General features: G+C 36.7%; 13 protein-coding genes. 2 read left to right on the top strand and 11 right to left on the bottom strand.

Going from position 1 to position 19,160, the window contains the following annotated elements:
- The first annotated feature begins 118 nt into the window (after positions 1-118).
- Positions 119-1,099 (top strand): acyl-ACP desaturase, encoded by a 981-nt coding sequence (locus REI64_RS18150; protein WP_308851570.1) that lies wholly within the window; start codon positions 119-121, stop codon positions 1,097-1,099.
- Positions 1,100-1,139: 40 nt separating this feature from the next.
- On the opposite strand, the gene REI64_RS18145 is transcribed toward REI64_RS18150, so the two are convergent.
- From REI64_RS18145 to REI64_RS18095, 11 genes are all read right to left on the bottom strand, one after another.
- Positions 1,140-2,057 carry an MBL fold metallo-hydrolase gene (locus REI64_RS18145; RefSeq protein ID WP_308851569.1) on the bottom strand — a complete coding sequence of 306 codons (918 nt, stop codon included), beginning with the start codon at positions 2,055-2,057 and terminating at the stop codon, positions 1,140-1,142.
- 33 nt (positions 2,058-2,090) lie between these two features.
- Complete coding sequence (locus REI64_RS18140; protein ID WP_308851568.1) at positions 2,091-5,483, bottom strand: methylmalonyl-CoA mutase family protein; 3,393 nt, start codon at positions 5,481-5,483, stop codon at positions 2,091-2,093.
- A 203-nt stretch (positions 5,484-5,686) separates the two neighbouring features.
- Positions 5,687-7,351 (bottom strand): alkaline phosphatase PafA, encoded by a 1,665-nt coding sequence (pafA, locus tag REI64_RS18135; RefSeq protein ID WP_308851567.1) that lies wholly within the window; start codon positions 7,349-7,351, stop codon positions 5,687-5,689.
- A gap of 70 nt (positions 7,352-7,421) precedes the next feature.
- A complete protein-coding gene (locus REI64_RS18130; protein ID WP_308851566.1) occupies positions 7,422-8,708 on the bottom strand; it encodes a folylpolyglutamate synthase/dihydrofolate synthase family protein in 1,287 nt (428 codons plus the stop codon).
- Between the two features lie 17 nt (positions 8,709-8,725).
- Complete coding sequence (locus REI64_RS18125) at positions 8,726-9,967, bottom strand: carboxypeptidase-like regulatory domain-containing protein (protein WP_308851565.1); 1,242 nt, start codon at positions 9,965-9,967, stop codon at positions 8,726-8,728.
- A 41-nt stretch (positions 9,968-10,008) separates the two neighbouring features.
- Complete coding sequence (locus tag REI64_RS18120) at positions 10,009-10,824, bottom strand: energy transducer TonB (RefSeq protein WP_308851564.1); 816 nt, start codon at positions 10,822-10,824, stop codon at positions 10,009-10,011.
- 2 nt (positions 10,825-10,826) lie between these two features.
- Positions 10,827-11,228 carry a biopolymer transporter ExbD gene (locus REI64_RS18115; RefSeq protein WP_267759847.1) on the bottom strand — a complete coding sequence of 134 codons (402 nt, stop codon included), beginning with the start codon at positions 11,226-11,228 and terminating at the stop codon, positions 10,827-10,829.
- Positions 11,228-11,938, bottom strand: coding sequence for a MotA/TolQ/ExbB proton channel family protein (locus REI64_RS18110; protein WP_308851563.1), 711 nt, complete (start codon positions 11,936-11,938; stop codon positions 11,228-11,230). Before REI64_RS18110 ends, REI64_RS18115 begins: the two co-directional genes overlap by 1 nt.
- Positions 11,939-11,944: 6 nt before the next feature.
- Positions 11,945-13,564 (bottom strand): hypothetical protein, encoded by a 1,620-nt coding sequence (locus REI64_RS18105; RefSeq protein ID WP_308851562.1) that lies wholly within the window; start codon positions 13,562-13,564, stop codon positions 11,945-11,947.
- 26 nt (positions 13,565-13,590) lie between these two features.
- The gene (locus tag REI64_RS18100; RefSeq protein ID WP_308851561.1) at positions 13,591-15,297 is read right to left on the bottom strand and encodes a hypothetical protein; all 1,707 of its coding nucleotides are present in this window, start codon (positions 15,295-15,297) and stop codon (positions 13,591-13,593) included.
- Between the two features lie 10 nt (positions 15,298-15,307).
- Positions 15,308-18,325, bottom strand: coding sequence for a tetratricopeptide repeat protein (locus REI64_RS18095; RefSeq protein ID WP_308851560.1), 3,018 nt, complete (start codon positions 18,323-18,325; stop codon positions 15,308-15,310).
- 211 nt (positions 18,326-18,536) lie between these two features.
- Here REI64_RS18095 and REI64_RS18090 point away from each other — a divergent pair, with 211 nt between their 5' ends.
- Positions 18,537-19,091 (top strand): Rrf2 family transcriptional regulator, encoded by a 555-nt coding sequence (locus REI64_RS18090; RefSeq protein WP_308851559.1) that lies wholly within the window; start codon positions 18,537-18,539, stop codon positions 19,089-19,091.
- Positions 19,092-19,160 lie beyond the last annotated feature (69 nt).

Here is a 19,160-nt window from a genome sequence, read left to right as displayed (position 1 = left end):
TAGCGGAAGTTGATTTTCGTCATATTTTATAGCTAATATTCCCTAATTAAATCATTAAATTGCTCTATGCCATATAATTTGGTTATCTTTGCTGTTCATAAATCATATATACACATAAATGAGTTTTTTTGTTGAAAAGAGAAGGGAAGTAATGCAGCATATTGAAAAATATATGCTTGAGATGATGCCTGAATATCTAAAGCCTATTGATGAAATTTGGCAGCCTTCAGATTTTTTGCCAGATGCTAGCAAAGAAGATTTCTTCAATAAAGTAAAAGATCTACAACAAAGTGCAAGTGAATTATCGTATGATTTGGTTGCCGTTTTAATTGGTGATACGATTACGGAAGAAGCTCTGCCTACATACGAATCATGGTTGGCTATGGTGGATGGCGTAAGCAGAGACGAAGAAGGTGGTTGGATGAAATGGAACCGTCATTGGACAGCTGAAGAAAATAGACACGGCGATTTACTGAATAAGTATCTATATTTATCTGGTCGCGTAGATATGCGTCAAATGGAAATGTCTACACAGTATTTGATTGCCGATGGTTTCGATATAGGTACTGGTCACGATCCTTATAGGAATTTTATCTATACCTCGTTTCAAGAAATGGCTACAAATGTTTCACATAGACGTGTAGCTTCTTTGGCGAAGAAAGATGGTGATACTTTACTATCTAAGATGTGTGGTGTGATTGCATCTGATGAAGCTAGACACGCAAAAGCCTATAAGGATTTTATCAAACAGATTTTCAAAGTTGATGCGAATGAAGCAATGCTTGCATTTGAGGATATGATGAAAAAGAAGATTGTAATGCCTGCTCATTTTTTAAGAGAAGTAGGTTTGCCAATTGGGCAAGTTTTTGGTCATTTTACAGATGCAGCACAACGTTTGGGGGTTTATACTGCAGTTGATTATGTAGATATTTTGAAACAATTAATTGTAGAGTGGAATATTGACAGCGTAAAAGAATTAAATGAAGCTGGTGAGAAAGCTAGGGATTATATTATGAAGCTTCCTGATCGTTTACTGAGGGTAGCAGAACGAATGAAAAACCCATCAATGGATTATAAGTTTAAATGGATTTTAGCATAAATCAATAACAATAAAGCCACGAGAAATCGTGGCTTTATTGTTATTGATAAGTTTTTCCTTGTTGTGCTATATTAAAATTCTGTCGAAGTATATTATTTTTAATTTTTGGTTGCCACATTATTGGGTTTGTATGATTAAAGTGGATAAAATGTATTTTCTCTTTGATAGCTTTACTTTCATTTTCAAATAATTGAATTGTTTCGGCAACAAAAGGATGTGGAACTTCAGCTATTGGCCTATTGTTTAATTCCTTATTGTCAAAAAAGGTAGCATCTAAAAAAGCATAATCCACTTTTTTAACTTCTTCTATTATGCTTTTGTTCCATTTACTCCATTTGTCAATATCTGGTATGAATAATACATTTTTATGATTTAAATCGATTTTGAACCCAACGGTTTCAGAGTATTCATCGCGGTGTGGGACTTTTAATGAACTAAATTTTATATTGTCTAAATCTATTGCCTTATTATCGCTAAGCTCTATCAGATTGATATTTTTTAAATTTACCAATTGGCTCCAAGGACCATTACTTTCTAAGAACCTTTTGAATTTTGGCATTACGTAAACATTTAGTTGTTTAGTATTCATTACTTCTCTGCCAAATTGTGCTAATCCTGTATAATGTCCCATGTGGGCATGTGTAAGAAACACTCCTTCGGGTAAGTATGGGTATTGGTTATTGGTTATTTTTTGGAAATCTTGCAATTGAAATTTAATATCGGGAGTTGCTTCTAATAACCACCATTTTTTAGATGAAGGATTAACTACAGCCAAAGCGGTTACATTTTTGCGAAGTTTTGGATTGGACCAAGCTTTTGTACAGCATACTTTTTTGCAACCCAAGTGAGGATATCCTCCATCTTGAGCTACGCCTAAAACAATGATATATGGTTTCTCTTGAGCTATAAGCGCATTTACCGTCAAAGATAAAAGCAAAAGCGCAATGTATTTTTTCATCAGTATATATTTTTTAAAACCTATAGCTTCATATTACATATTACGTCTATATTGCCCTCCAACCTCATATAAGGCATTGCTGATTTGGCCTAGCGAACAAATTTTGCAAACCTCCATCAGTTTTTCGAATATGTTTTCTCCAGCAATAGCAGCTCTTTGTAGATTTTTTAAGGCTTCTGCTGATTGATCTTCGTTTCTTTTTTGGAATGCTTCTAATGTCGCTATCTGGTATTGCTTTTCATCTTCAGTGGCGCGAATAACTTCACCTGGCACAATAGTAGGGGAACCATTCTTGTTCAAGAAGGTATTTACGCCAACTATAGGAAATTCTCCGGTATGTTTTAGTGTCTCGTAGTAAAGGCTTTCCTCTTGAATTTTTCCACGTTGATACATGGTTTCCATGGCTCCTAAAACACCGCCGCGGTCATTTATTCGTTTAAACTCTGCCAATACAGCTTCTTCTACTAAATCAGTTAGTTCTTCAATAATAAAAGCTCCCTGCAAAGGATTTTCATTTTTAGCTAGCCCTAGTTCTCTGTTAATGATGAGTTGAATAGCCATCGCTCTGCGAACGGATTCTTCTGTAGGGGTTGTAATGGCTTCATCGTAAGCATTGGTGTGTAACGAATTACAATTATCATAAATGGCGTAAAGTGCTTGTAAGGTTGTTCTAATGTCATTAAAATCAATCTCTTGTGCATGTAATGAACGACCAGAAGTTTGGATATGATATTTCAATTTTTGCGATCTATCATTTCCTTTGTATTTATTTTTAATCGCTTTTGCCCATATTCTACGTGCAACTCGGCCTATCACCGCATATTCAGGATCAATTCCGTTACTGAAAAAGAAAGATAAGTTCGGTGCAAAGTCGTCGATGTGCATTCCTCTGCTTAAATAATACTCTACGAATGTAAATCCGTTACTTAAAGTAAATGCTAACTGTGAGATCGGATTTGCACCAGCTTCAGCAATATGATAACCAGAAATAGAAACTGAATAGAAATTTCGAACTTTCTCTGTGATGAAGTATTGTTGGATATCGCCCATCATTCTCAGCGCAAATTCTGTAGAGAAAATGCAGGTATTTTGAGCCTGATCTTCCTTTAAAATATCTGCTTGCACTGTACCACGAACTGAACTTATCGCTTTTGCTTTAATATTTTGATAAATATCTTGGGATAAAACCTGATCGCCAGTTACGCCTAGAAGCATTAAACCTAGTCCGTTGTTACCCTGAGGCAATGTCCCGTTGTAACTTGGTCTTACAATGCCTTTTGTTTTGTAAATTTTATTGATTTTATCATCAACCTCTTGTTGTAAGCCATTTTCTATGATATATTTTTCACATTGTTGATCTATGGCGGCGTTCATGAAAAAACCTAAAAGCATAGGAGCGGGGCCATTAATGGTCATAGATACTGAAGTACTTGCAGCGCAAAGATCAAAGCCTGAATAGAGTTTCTTTGCATCATCTAAAGTGGCAATACTCACACCGGAATTACCAATTTTACCGTAAATATCAGGACGTAAATGTGGATCTTCGCCGTACAAAGTCACCGAGTCGAAAGCGGTAGACAAGCGATGTGCTGGCTGACCTAAAGATACGTAATGAAATCTTTTATTGGTTCGCTCTGGCCCACCTTCGCCAGCGAACATACGTGTAGGATCTTCGCCATCACGTTTTAAAGGAAACACGCCAGCGGCATACGGAAATTCTCCAGGTAGGTTTTCAGTTAGTAGCCATTTCAAAATATCTCCCCAATCTTCGTACCTAGGTAAAGCAACTTTGGGAATTTTTAACTTAGAAAGGGACTCGTAAAACAAGGGTTGTTTGATTTCCTTGTCGCGTACTTTGTAAATAAAGTTTTCTTGTTGGTATTGATGTTTGGTATCAGGCCATTCACGCAATAATCTTCTGCATTCGCCATCAAGTTGCTCTTCGTAATGCTTACGTAGCTTTTCTAGAGCCTCAACTAAATCCTCTCCAAATGAAAGGACTTTTCCTTGCTCTTCCTTAAATGACTTTATTGAACCTTCAAGCTGATACACTTTTCGGGCGATGCGAACTTGTTTATCTACCCATTCATTATATTGTTCGCTGGCTTCGGCAATTTCAGATAGATACCGAGTTCTTTCTGGCGGAATGATGTAAATTTTCTCAGATTGGCTAGAGGTCATCTCCATTTTAGCAGCGAAATCTACTCCAGTTTTTTCTTGGATTTGATTAATCAAAGCAACAAACAGGTTATTCATTCCAGGATCATTGAACTGAGATGCCATAGTTCCGTAAACTGGTATATCTTCGTCTTTCGCGTCGAAAATATGATGATTACGTTTGTATTGTTTTCTTACATCACGTAGTGCATCTAAAGCACCCCTTTTATCAAATTTGTTAATTGCAACTAGATCAGCAAAGTCTAGCATGTCGATTTTTTCTAATTGGGTTGCTGCACCAAATTCTGGCGTCATCACATATAGTGAAACATCACAGTGTTCTGTAATTTCTGTATCTGATTGTCCGATACCAGAAGTTTCTACAATCACTAAATCAAAACCGGCAGCTTTGCAGATATCAATGCTTTCTTGAACATTTTTGGAAAGGGCTAAGTTTGCCTGACGAGTAGCTAGCGAACGCATATAGACCCTAGGGTTATTAATTGCATTCATTCTAATTCTATCGCCAAGTAGTGCGCCACCAGTCTTTCTTTTCGAAGGATCTACTGAAATAATGGCAATGCTTTTATCTTTAACTTCAATTAGAAATCGTCTAACTAACTCATCTACTAATGAAGATTTACCTGCGCCACCTGTACCTGTAATTCCTAAAATGACAGCGCCTCCCAATCTTTCGGAAGGGGAGGATATACTAGCAAAAGCTTTATGGAAAACCTCCAAATTATTTTCGGCGATTGAAATGGCGCTGGCAATGGCTTTAATATCTTTTGAAGGGATCTTGTCTAATTCATCTGTGATGGTTTCCTTAGTGATGAAATCAGTTTTTTCAAGCATATCATTGATCATTCCCTGTAAGCCCATCTTTCTTCCATCATCTGGAGAATAGATTTTCGAAATGCCATATTTCTCTAATTCCTTTATTTCATCTGGTAAAATTACGCCGCCACCGCCAGCGAAAATCTTGATATGACCTGCACCACGTTCTTGTAGCAAATCGTACATGTATTTGAAGTATTCGATGTGCCCACCTTGATAGGAGGTCATTGCGATACCCTGAACATCCTCTTGTATAGCACAATTTACTACTTCGTCTACCGAACGGTTATGACCAAGATGGATCACCTCGGCACCACTTGATTGCAAAATCCTGCGCATAATGTTTATTGTAGCATCATGGCCATCAAACAATGCAGCAGCAGTTACAAAGCGTATTTTATGATTAGGTTTATATATTTCGATTTTATCCATATAGAATAGATTTCCTAAAAGGAAACTAGTTAAATGTAATTTTGGTTAGTATCTCAAAGGTAATATTTTGGTACTGCAAAAGATAAAATTGAAAAGTAAAAATAGCGTTGTGTTATTGTTAAAATGATATAAAAAAAGGTTGTTAAATAGAAAATCCTCAATTCTGCTTTTAGAATTGAGGATTTTTTATTGATTTTGCAAAGCTACTTCATGAGTTCGGTAATTACCTTTCCAATTGCGCCACTAGGCTGTTGAATACGTAACAAAGCCGACACCGTTGGAGCAATATCAGTCATGTAATATTCTTTGTTGGTTTTACCTGGTTTAACTCCCCAACCCATAAATACGTTTGGAATATGACTATCATAAGGGTTCCACGCTGCGTGGCCAGTTCCGGGATTTAAAGTAGGGTACCAGCCGGCATCTAAAATAATGTAGACATCTCCACTTCTGCGTGCATTGAAACCATTCGTAATTTTCATTTTTAAATCGTGAGGCAAACTTGCGTTACCCAAATTTTTCACGTCGACAGCGTTTAAAACACCTTCTTGTTTTACTAAATAATCGATACTGAATTGTTTGATTTTGCTGTAATCTGCATTTGCCGCTCTAATTGCATCAGTATCAAAAATCAATTGATTATTCATTAACGTGAAAATGGCATCTTTAACTTTAAATTCTTTTAAGATTAAGCTATCAAGTTCATTTTTATATTTTCTTGGTGTTAAACCTCCAGCTGGCAGTTTATTTTCTTTCGAAAAACCTGGCACATGAGTTACACCGTGATCTGCAGTTAAGAAAAATAGATAATTTCCTTTGCCGATAGTTTTATCCAAATAGTTAAAGAAGTCTTCTAAATCTTTATCTAATCTTAAATAAGTATCTTCTAATTCAATAGAATTTGGACCAAACTGGTGACCTACGTAATCCGTTGATGATAAACTTACGGCCAAGAAATCTGTATTTCCAGACAAGCCTAATTTTTCTGCTGGTATGGCAGCTTTAGCAAACTCTAGGGTAAATGTGTTACCTTGAGGCATGCTGGTCATCATTGAGTAGTTCTTGTTAGCGTACTGTTTAAATAAATGTGGGAAAACTGAAGCTTTTTCATCTTTAAACAAACGTTCGTAAGGTTTATCATCAGCTGTGCTTTCTATATAAGTTGCAATTGGATATAAAGTGTTCCAATCTTCTGCAAAATACTTGTTTGGTAGTTTTCTGGCATTGAATTCATTTACCCAACTTGGTAATTGCTGCATGTAGTGCGTGCTGGTGATAAAACTGCCCGTAGAACCATCGTACCAATAAGAACCGTTTGATGTATGCCCACCGGGAAGCACTGCACCTCTATCTTTAAGAGAAACACTAATAACCTTACTTCTGAAATTGGTTGCCATCCTTAACTCATCTGTTACGGTGGTTACCAATAGATTTTTAGGCGACATTAAGCCTGCTTTACTGCTACTGCCCACGGTACTTACGCTTTTATCTTCTACACAATAAACATCTCTTCCCAGTTGAGGATCGAACCAGTTGTTCCCGATTATACCATTAATGGCTGGCACTGTACCTGTGTAAATAGCAGAGTGACCGCAAGCTGTTAGGGTTGGTGTATAAGGTATTAGTGTGTTTTCAGCAGAAAAACCTTCGTTGATTAGACGTTTGAAACCTCCTTGTCCGTAACGATTGTAAAAGCGATAAAGATAATCCCAACGCATTTGATCTACTACCATGCCAACTACTAATTTTGGCCGTGCTATAGTTTGAGGATAAGCAGGCGACGGAGTATTACTTTTTTTCGCTTTTTGAGCATCTACGTTATTAGCGAATAAAATTGCTAATGAGAGGCATAAAAATCTAACTTTCATTATGTGTTTGATATGTTTTTGTAAAGGTATTAAATGGATGTTAAGATAATAAGGTGCTATTGTAAATATTCTATATAATTTCGGCAACAACAAAGGTACTTCCGCCTACAAAAATCAAATCATCATCATTAGCTTGATTTTTTGCGGCTGCAAGCGCTTCTTCAACCGTGGCAAAGGTTTTCCCTTTAAGTTGGAAGTTACTTGCTTGGTCTGCTAATTCGTTTACCTGCAACGCTCTTTCTAAATGTGGTTGACAGAAATAATAAGCGGCATTTTTCGGAAGTAAAGCTAACACAGCACTGATATCCTTATCCTTCACCATCCCGATTACCATGTGTAGATTTTGATGTGGCGTTTGGCTAATGTTTTGGATGACTTCGCTAATGCCAGCTTTGTTGTGTCCGGTATCACAAATTATCAATGGTTTTTTAGATAGCGTTTGCCATCTGCCTTGTAAACCAGTCAGCTTTTTTACGTTTTTTAAGGCCTGATAAATGGCTTCATCAGGTATTTGATAACCAATTTTCCTCAATTCTTTTACAGCGTCTATCACCGTTAAGATGTTTTTAAGCTGATAGGTCCCGGTTAAATCTAATTGTAACCCTTTTAATAAAACCTGATCTTTTTGAAGGATATCTAACTTTAAAGTATTTGCTAATTTAGAAATATGATTTGCGCTCAATTCATCTTCTGCAAAAACTAAATTGGCATTTTGTTCCTTTGCCTTTTTGATAAAAACGGGATCGGTTTCTGGATGACGTTCTCCAATAACTATAGGTGTATTTTGTTTAATGATACCTGCTTTCTCGAATGCAATTTCGCCAAAGGTATTGCCTAACATATTGGTGTGATCTAGGCTGATATTGGTAATTACGGATAGATCGGGTAGAATGATATTGGTAGAATCTAGTCTGCCGCCCAGGCCCACTTCGATAACTGCAACGTCTACTTGCGCTTGTTCAAAGTAAGAAAAAGCCATTCCAACGGTTACTTCAAAGAATGATGGTTCTATTTCGCTGATTAACTGTTCTTGTTGTCTAACGAAATCTATCACAAATTTTTTAGCAACCATTTTACCGTTTACACGGATGCGTTCTCTAAAATCTTTGAGGTGAGGAGAAGTGTACAAGCCAGTTTTGTACCCTGCTTTTTGTAAAATAGCAGCCAACATGTGCGATGTTGAGCCCTTGCCATTGGTACCACCGATATGTATGGTTTTGTATTTATTTTGAGGATTGCCTAAAGCGTTGCAGAGTGCAACTGTATTGTGTAAATCTTTCTTAAACGCAGATGCACCAACGCGGGTAAACATTGGTAATTTGCTATATAAGAAGTCAAGTGTTTTTTGATAGGTCATTTTATATGCAATATGAGCTAGTTTTTTGGCTTTCTTGGTTCAAAATTTTCAGGCAGCATTGTAGATAGATTATAGAAATCTGAGAAAAAACCTTCAAGCCCAATTCCAGCATTTACACTATTAACTGTTGGATTAACAACGTAAGCCACATCTGATTTTAGTTTGAAAACTGATTTTACGTAACCATCTTTCGTCCGAAAATTTCTACTGAAGCGATCAATTACATTGGCTAAAGGCTTCTTATAGATTACAGAAAATAATGAGTCTTTAGAAGACAAGATTACCTGCCCATTTTTATCTGTGGATTTTAAGCTTTCTGCCCTAACAATATCTTTTGATATGATATCGGTGTCTGGCTTTAAGATCACAGCCCTAATATGTGAACTAGAATCTCCGAATAGGCTGTTGTCTTTATTTATTATGAAGTTTCTTAGCTTATTGTCACCTATTTTTTCACTATCTAATAGTTTCAGATACCTTTTTTTATCAGGATTTAAATCACGTAAAATACTGTTTATTTCAAAACCTTCTATTTCTAAAGTATTATGAAAGAGAGATCTTAAAAAATGTGTGATCGAACCATAATAGGCTGCTTCTCTCAACTTAATTTTTGAGTTGGAAAGTTGCTTATGTTCTAATTCTTTGAAATAGGCTTTTCCAAAGAACTTTCTATTGAAACCTTTCGCTTCGTAAAATTGCAGATCGTATGTTATCACGTATCCCAGTGCTTGGTTTACAATAATAATTGGATTTTTAGCAACCGCATTTAATACTGGTACTTCTCCTTTTCGTTCATACAATCGCAGTTCAATATCCTCTCTGTTTTTTATTACGCAACGGTCTGAAAAAGGCGTTTTTCCGATGAAAGTTCTCAAAAATGTATTCCAATAATAAGGATCATTGGAGACAACTTTGTATCCGCCTTTTATCACAATTTCATTGAGCTGTTTCGAGTTTGGTTTGAGTTTAAAGTCGATTTTTAACGGTAACTGAGTAGAGGAGAAGGAATAAGAAATGGTTTCATAGCCAACAAAACTTATTACTAACTCTTGCTTACCAATAGGGACATTCGAGATAGAAAATTGCCCATCTTTATTGGATGGACTTCCTATGGTTGTGTTATTGATATAAACGTTTGCACCTATAATGATCTCACCAGTTTCGTGGTCAGTTATTTTTCCAGAAATAACACTTTGCGCAAGTATGATATTACAAAAGCTACTGAATACAACTAAAATAATAATCCTAACTAAAGCCATAAGATAGTGTATGGATATCTGTGAAGTGTATCTCTTAAATGCTATTTCACTAAAAACTTAAAAGGAACATAAAAAATACGAATATCTGGACCTTTGGTGATTGGATTTAAGGATGCATTTAGCATTGCTCTTTCGCATTTATCTTCTAAGGCGTTATTCTTGAAAGTACTTCCTCGTGCACCCGCTGTTGCTCTTACAATTCTTCCGGATTTATTTACTTCAATTTTCACCATGATAGTACCAGTTTCTTGGCCATCATCTTCCGGTTTTACTAAATTTCTGAAGTTGCTCAGCGGCAGTGGTTTATTTCCAAACCCTGAACCGCCATCTCCATAAAAAGGTGCTAAAGGGTCACCATCTGGATCGCCTTGGTTGCCGGGGGTGCTACCTGTACCATCGCCGCCGCCAGTTGCGTTATTCTTTTTTCCCTTGTAAAGTGCATTCGGATTTACCGCAGGTTGCTCTACTTTATTATCCTGAGTAGCGCTCGGGTTAGCATTACTTTTGGTTTCTTTGGTATTTACACTTACCGCATCTTCGCTGTCTTGTGTGGTTAAGTTTTTATCACTCAGTTGCGACTGCGTGCTTTTTGTAGTAGGATCTGGGGTAATCTGGTCTGGCCGTTTATTGTTGGCATCTGGAGCCATCGAAGGTTCTTCAACACTGGTATAATCGGTACCCATACCTTCAACAGAAGTGCCATAATTTACCACCATTCCACCCATTCCCAACTCTTCGTTAGGTTCAAACTGCCCAATTATCCATAAAAAACTCAGCGCAATAAAAGCGCCCATTAGGCCGGTAGAAATGGCTAATGCTTTTGGATAATTATTTTCTTCTTGATGGTTTTGTGCCATGTTTACTTTTTCTGTTCTACAGCCAGAACAACTTTCAATTTCAATTTATTAGCTACGTCAAACACCTTCATCGTATTTTCTATAGAAACGCCTCTTGCTACATACAATACAATAGTTAGGTCAGTATCTTGTTGAATTTGACTTTGGATTTGACTTTCCATTGCTTCTAACGAAACAGGTTTTTTGTCTACAAAGTAATTCAAATTTTCATCGATACTTACTGTGATAGATTTTTGGTTATTAGCCTGCTGACCAGAAGAGGAGCGAGGCAATAACAACTTTACTACTTGCGGATTTACCACAGCAGAAGCTAAGAGGAAAAACAGCATCAAGAAAAACATGATGTCGTTTAAAGCTGCTGTATGCACCTCTACATGACCCTTTTTTCTGTTTTTTAAATTCATTATTTCCCTGGTTCTTCTAATAGATCGATAAAATCAATTGCTTCGGTTTCCATTTTAAGGATGATTTTCTCTACCATCATATTTAGAATGTGGTAAAGTACATAAGCCATAATACCGATAATTAAACCAGTTGCCGATGTAATCATTTTGGTGTAAAGACCGTCGGAAATGGTACCGATTTCGATAGCTCCTTCTGCAGCTACACGTTGGAAAATCGTAATTACACCGATAATAGTACCCACAAAACCAAGCATTGGCGCAATACCAGCAATAATACCCAATATGCCGATGTTTTTCTCCAGTTTTGCTACTTCGAGCTTACCAGTATTTTCAATAGCACCTTCTATATCTTTAATTGGGCGGCCAATGCGTTTTAAGCCTTTCTCTAACATACGAGCCAAAGGAGATGGCGTATTTTTACATAAAGCGATGGCATTTTCCAATCTGCCATCTTTGATGTTCTGTCTAATTTGAAAAAGTAAATTGGTATCGTCTTTAGATGCCTTACGCACGGTTAAGTACCTTTCGGTAAAGATTACCAACGCCAAAAAGGCTAGAAGTGCCAATGGGATCATTACCCAACCACCTCTAAAAAGTAAATCAATAAAGTGGATTTGTTCCTGCGTTTTAACTGCGGTAGTAGAAACAGCTTGTGCCGTGTCGATCAAATTTTGAGCGGTGTCTTGTAAATTGGCCTGTAATAATATCATTGTGTGTTAGTTGTTTTTAATTTTTTGGACGTAGATTTTAGTGTTTTTAAGCTGCTTACGAAATTTAACAACGTTCTTTTCTGCAGAATCTATATTGTTATAAGAAGCGATGCTGATTTTTTTATAAATTTTGCCAGGCATGTTCGCTATTTTAGCGTCAAAGCCTCTGCTTTTCATATAGTTGATGTACTCGTCTACCTCAGATTGCTTTGCAAATGCAGCTGCAATAATGTCGTAGGTGATGGCTGGTTTTGCTTCGGTTTTAGTAGTAGTCACCTTTAAAGTATCTTTTGCAGGTTTTACATCTAAGCCAACCTTTTCCGCGGTTTCCATAATGCTATCTGCAAAATCTAAAGAGTCTTGCTGAGTTTTTAGGTTGCTGCGCTCAATTGGCACTGCAATTTTCTGATCTGGATTTGTGGTGTTTCTGCTAAAATCTTCAAACAGTTCTGGTTTTGCTACGTAGGCTATGGCTAAAACTGTTAAAAGAATTGCCAAACCAATTAACAGCTTTTGATAGAAAGGCATTTTCCTTTCCTCTTCTGAGTCGTTTGCTAACTCATGCTGATCAAATTCGTTCTCTAAAATATGCTCTTCCTTGATCTTTTCATTTCGTACACTGTCGAAACTCCAATCGTGTGTGGTAGAAGTTAGGGTGAAATCTTCAGCAGCTTTGTTAGGAGACTCTTCATGTTCAACTGTTTCTTCTTCACTTTTTTCTGGCTCCTGAACATCTTCTTCAGAAACCACGTTTTCTCCATCAAAATCCCAAGTATCGTTTTGCTCTTTTCGCTGTTCAGGTTTAGCCTCAACGCTGGTAGTCTCTTGAGTTACTTCCGAAATTTCCTCGAAAACTTCTTCATCGGTAGCTTCATTTTCAGCAATAGCTTCTGGTTGGCTTTCCTCTTGGTCATTTTCTGAGGTATGATCTAATAGTTCCTCGTTAGTATCAGCTACGCTAACTTCTGTGATTTCTTCAAAAACTTCCTCTTCAGCAGTTTCGGGCTGGCTTTCAACTTCCTTGTTCTCCGAAACTTCTTCCTCAACTACTCTCTCAGAATGTTCTTCTTCAACCGTAACTTCTTCTTCAACAGATTGATTAACTCTACTAACTTCCTGCTCAAATTCTGGAACTTGTACTTGCTCAATTTGAGGCTCCTCCGCTACTTCTTGTTGTTGGTCGGGAGTTTCTATCTTTCCTTGTACAGATGTATCAACTTTCGGTAACTCTGCAGTTACAGGCGGTAGCGCAAAAAAGTCGAACCCAGTATTGATATTTTGGCTGGGTGTAAAACTTAATTGATCGTTTACCTTATTTAATATGCCTAAATTTTCTAGGGTGTATTCGCCTTGCTGTAAACCATTATATATTTCGCTAACAAATTGACTGATGAAATACTTGGCAGAATCTTCGGAAATGCCCCTTTTATTTTGGATATATTGAGCCAGATTGGTTTGCTCCAGTACATCAGGCGTAAATTCTAATGTGTAGCTAGGAGGCAAAAACGAATGTGTTTCTGCATCGTACCTTCCTGGGGTTTTCTTCTTATATAAAGTACCTAAGCCTTCAATTCCAATTTGCTTACGGGTTTTTAAAAGCTCTATCAGGTATTGTAATATATCCATTTGGTAAAATTATAAAATCTAACCTTTTAAAAAGAATAGGTTAAACCGCCAAAGATATTAAATCCATTTAGACGATAATATAAAAATCTGCTGTAATTGGTGTTTAAAATATTGTTTGCTTTGGCAAAAGCAGAAAATTTGTTGTTAATTTTATAATTAGCACCTAAACCTAAATCTACAAAGCCTTTCACAGTTACTACGGTTTCGTTAGCAAAATCTGGTGTAGCTGGATAAGTACCATCCGGGTTTAATGGATTAACTGAAAATACTTTGGCTTTGCTATCGTCTTGTATGGCCACAGATGCATCGAAAGTAAATTTCTTATTAAATACGTACATAAAGTTAGAACTTAAACGCATTTGTGGTTTGAAATAGCTTTCTCTTTCAGCGCCTGCATCGTATTCTTCCATGTTCAATTTACCGGTCCACTTTAAGTTATCGCTAACTTGAACACTTAGCTCACCTTCTAGACCGATAATTTTCGTAGTTCCGAAATCGTAAATTACATCAAATTTATTAAACGATGCAAAGTTGTTAACGAACAAAGGCATATCGGTAATTTGCTTGCTGTAGAAACGAGCTTTGTAACCGAAACCTGGTCCTCCAGTTCCTTTAATACCACCACTGATACTTAGTTTTTCTACGCTGTTTTTGATGAAGATGTTATTGTTCAAGAAAGGATTTTCATCCGTTAAATCCTTTAAAGTATTTCTATTTACATCCCCCTTAACTTCACCAAATACTTGTAGAAAATCTTCTATCAGTGTAAAATCTGCAGTTACAGCTGGAAAAATTCGAGTGCTAGTACTGGTTCCAAATTCTTGCGCAATGTTAGCGCCAGCAATAATTTTTACCCCACCAGCTTGTATTTTAATGTAAGGATTTACCCTCAGCAAATTGTTTGAAACACTTGTGTTTCTATCTTTAGTGCTTCCTAATTCAGCCGAAGCAGCCAAACCTAAGTTGAAAGTTCTAATACGTTTGTTCAAGTAACCAGTTAATGTTAACGAATTTTCTTTTGCACTAAATCTGTCGTTAAACAAATAACCATTCACTTTTGCTGCATAGCTTAAAGCATCTGGATCTGGACTAAATTTGCTTATTGCTTCGCCTTCCACCTCAAAGAAGTTAAGCACTTGTCTTTCAGGATTTGGGTTTAAGCTCAAGTCGTTTTCGTTAATACCGTAAAAGTACAAGCCGTGTCTTTGGTAATTTAACTTTCCGTTTAAGGTAGCTCTATCGCCAATGCTACGAGCAAAAACACTTAACTGCTGGCGGTTTTCATCTTGTTTGTTCAACTTGCCCGATTGCCCAAAATGCCTAAAGAAAGCACCTGCCTGCAAAGCCGGATCTTGGCCCATTCCCACATAAGCTTCTGCCAAAAATGTTCCTAAGTTGCCAAATCCGCCTTTTGCGTAATTGTTAAGTAGTTCTGTTTTACGTTCATCAGCAACTTTTTGTGCCTGCAACTTCTGGATGTCGGTGTTCAGCTCAAGCTTTCTATCTGTAATTTGATAATTGAATTTGGCTTTGTATGTTTTGATGTTATCCAGATCAGGACTTCTTCTCAATTTAACCGCCTCTGCCAAAACTGGTTTGTAAGGGCGAACAATTTCAATTTCTTCACTAACCGTTTTTTCAGTTTTCTCTGGTGGTTTCACTTCCTGTGCACTTAAATAAGTTGCACCAAAAACTAAGGCAAGCGTTAAATATGTTGTTTTATGTAGTGTCATTGTGTGTTTTCTAGTTGATTTTTGCCAATTTCTCTTTTGCCGTAGGTACAATATCGTCGTTTCCTTCATAGTTGTCGATGATACTTAGCAAGGTGCTTTTCGCTTGCATCTTATCTTTTAAAGCCAAATAATTATCAGCTAAAAGGATGAAAGATTTTGCCACCCAATAATCGTAAGAAGGCATATTGTTAATTAAATCGAAACAAGTTTTTTGCGATGTCTTGTAATCGCCTTTGGCATATTGTAAAAATGCTAGGTTGTATTTGGCCTCTGCAGCAGCTAAAGTTTTTGTTTTGGCAACAACATTATTAAATGCTTTTACTGCCGATGTGGTATCTGCTTTTAATAAGAAAGCTTTACCTGCGTATAAATCAGAGCTGTTTTTCTCTTCTTCCGATGCTTTGTCAGATGTTTTGATCATTTCAGCATACTTTAACATATCATCTGGCATGTTCAATTCATTGTAAGCTTTAATCAAATTATTGATGGCATAACTATGATGAGCTTTGTAATCTGCAGTAGTTTCTAACCTTTTCAAATAAACTACAGCTTCATTGTATTTCTTTTCTTGCATTAATACCTTAGAAACACTCATCAAAGAACGCTCGGTGTATTCGCTGGTCCAGTCGTTCAAAATGTAATCGTAATCTTGGATCGCTTCTGCCGAACGCCCCAATTTCACCAAAGATTCTGCTCTGATAAATTTAGCTTCCTTATCATGAATTGGTTTAGGAAATTTATCTAAATATGCGTTGATCGCTTCATAAGCACCTTTGGCATCGCCACGTAAATAAATGTTGTGTGCCGATTGGAACATGATGTTGTCCTGTTCGCTTAACGAGTAATTGCCCAATGGAGTAGTTGCAGCATAGCTGATGAAACCTGTAGCATCGCCACGATCTACATAGATATTTTTGATAGATTCTAACGATTGTTTTGCTTCTGGTGTACTTGGGTAATCTCTAATTACTTTCTTGAATGACTCCAGAGCCAATTCATCTTGATCTTGATTGTACTGAACCAAACCGATGGTTAACAAAGCTTTCGGCACATAACTGCTTCGAGGATATTTTGCAATTAAGCCAACTAAATCTGTTTTAGATTTCTCGTGATCGCCTTTGTTGAAATAAGTATAAGCAGTTTCGAAACCGGCATCATCTGCATAATTCGAATTAGGGAATTGTTTCAACAAGCTTTGCATCGTCGAAATTTTGGCATCGTCTTGTTTTTGCAGGCCTTGTATCATTCCACGTTGGAAAAGTGCATAATCTTCTCCTGTTTGCTTGTTAGCGATAATGCGATTGTAGTACACTAAAGCATCGCCATAGTTTTTGTTTACAAAGTAAGAATCTGCCAAACGTATCACAGCATCATTTACTGTTTTAGCGTCTTTGTCGGCACCTCTTAAAAAACGTTCAAAGTAGTTGGCGGCTTTTGCGTATTTTTCATCTTCAAAAGCGGCGTAGCCCAAAGCATAATTTGCGAAGTTGTAAACATCGGTTTGTTTCGCTTCTTCCATTGCTAAGAATTTCTCGAAGGTGCTCACAGCTTCGCCATATTTACGCAACTCGTAAGCAGCTTCGGCTCTCCAATAGGTGCTCAATGCATAAATTTCTTTGTCTTCCTTAAAGTTTTCTGAGCGAAGAAACATTGATAAGGCATTAGGAAACGCTCTTTCGTTGTAAAACTCCAGTCCGCGGAAGTAAGTTACTTTTTGATAGGCAGCTTTGGCTTCTGGAGTTTTATTTGGAATTGGTTCTAAAATATCAATTGCAGCTTGATAGTTTTTGCTGGTCAATAAAATTTCGCCAAGCAAAGTTTTAGCTTCGTTAATTCTTCTAGAGTTAGGGAAAGTTTTCAGGAAGTTTTGAGTTGCCTCTAAGGCTTGTTGGTTAAACTCCAGTTCATAGCTAAGTTTCGCATAGCTAATCCAGGCTTCTTCCTGTAAGTTCTTATCGAAATCTAATCTAGATGCCCTGAAAAACGCACTTCTAGCTTTTTCTTTTAGGTTCAGTTTTAAAGCCGCTTTACCTAAAGTGAACATACCGTTCTGCAAATAAACATCGTCTGTGTTTAACTTTTCTAGTACGCTAACTGCTTCTTTGTTTTTCCCATTTTGGAAAAGCGAATAACCATACTGATATACAAAAAGGTTGTTTTTTACTTGGTTCTTGTCTTTTTCGTAGTAGGCAGCAAAATACTTTTCCGCATTTTTAAACTCCGATTTTGAGAAGTAGGAAGCAGCCACCAAGCTCAGCATTTCTGCTTCATATTTTTGCTTGGTTTTTTCCATCATCGGGACAGCGTAGTCAATCACATCATCGTAACGCTCGTCCAAATAATACATCGAAGTAATATAATAAGGATAACTGGCTTCGTAAGTTGGCGAACCTTTTAATTTTTCGAAGTTGGCTAAAGCAGTTTTATATTCCTTATTTAGATAGTTGATGTAGGCAAAGTAGTAAGTAGCACTTTCCTTAAATGGCGAATCTTCTTTTTTAACCGCCTCAAATAATGGTTCTGCTTTATCAACATCGTTCTGCTCAAAATAGGCATATCCTTGTTTAAACTGATATTCTAAACGTTGTTTGCCCGATAATGAAGTAGGATCTGCCTGGTTAAACCATTCTAGTGCCTTGGTATAGTTTTTCTGCCCAAAATAAGCCTTACCCATATAGAAGTAAGCTAGTTTTGTATTTGGGTTTAAAGGATATTCTCTAATAAACTCTTGGAAAAGCGCTTCTGAATCGTCGTTGCCCAATTCTATAGCACAAACGGCTGCATAAAACTTCGCATTTTCTTTAAGTGTAGTGAGTTCGGCATTGCTTAATTGTTGCGTGCTGGGTTTATTTCTAAACTGTTCAACCATTTTAAACTGTTGTGCCGCGGCAACATATTTCTCATTTTCTAGCAGCTCCAGGCCACTTTGGTAATTTTGGTTTAACTTCACCAAAGGACTAATTTGAGCATAGCCAAATCCATAACCACTGGCGACAAATAGGGGAACCAATAAATATTTTTTCTTCATTTGTGTATATTCTCTTTTAAGTAGCCTCGCAGCATTACTCTAAACAAATTCCAGCCGAAACTTGTGTGTGCGTTAGTTTCAGATTGGGTTGGTACTAAAATAGAATTAATGCAATTAGCTATCAACATAAGAAATTAACATCTGTTGATAACAGACATTTAACGATGCGGATATCAGCTTGGTATGAAGTAGTTTAAAAGTTTTAATGGTGATGTACAAAAATCATTTAAAACCTATATGTTGTTTTAAATTACGTTCAGCAGATAATTTAATAAAAGATATTTTTGTCTTTTATTTGGAAATACATTTACTTTGTTGTGTAAAAGAATTAACCATGTTTTCAAAAACTTGCGAGTACGCTATTAGAGCAATGATTTATATCGCCCATAGGTCTAAAGACGGCAGTAGGGTAGGTATAAAGGAAATAGCGCAGGGAATTGATTCTCCTGAGCATTTCATCGCAAAGATTTTGCAAGATCTAAGTAGGAGAGGTCTGGTCCAATCTGCCAAAGGACCAACTGGAGGATTTTACCACGATCAATATTCATTAAAAAGATCTTTGGCAGACGTAGTGAAGGTCATTGATGGCGATAAGATTTTTACGGGTTGTGGCTTGGGGTTAAAAGAGTGTTCAGAAGATCATCCTTGCCCAATTCATAATCAATTTAAAAAAATAAGAGGGGAGATGAAATTGATGTTGGAAAATGCAAAAATGGGTGAGCTTTCTGAAGAATTAGAACAAAGTTTAACCTTTTTAAAACGATAATTTTTTATAGTAATAAAAGATAAAAAGGTATTTATATCCTTAAATGTATTAATAATTTAAATAGAGTAC

The sequence above is a fragment of the Pedobacter sp. genome, from assembly GCF_031119335.1.
GTDB lineage: Bacteria > Bacteroidota > Bacteroidia > Sphingobacteriales > Sphingobacteriaceae > Pedobacter.
This window is presented reverse-complemented; position numbering and strand designations above follow the sequence as displayed.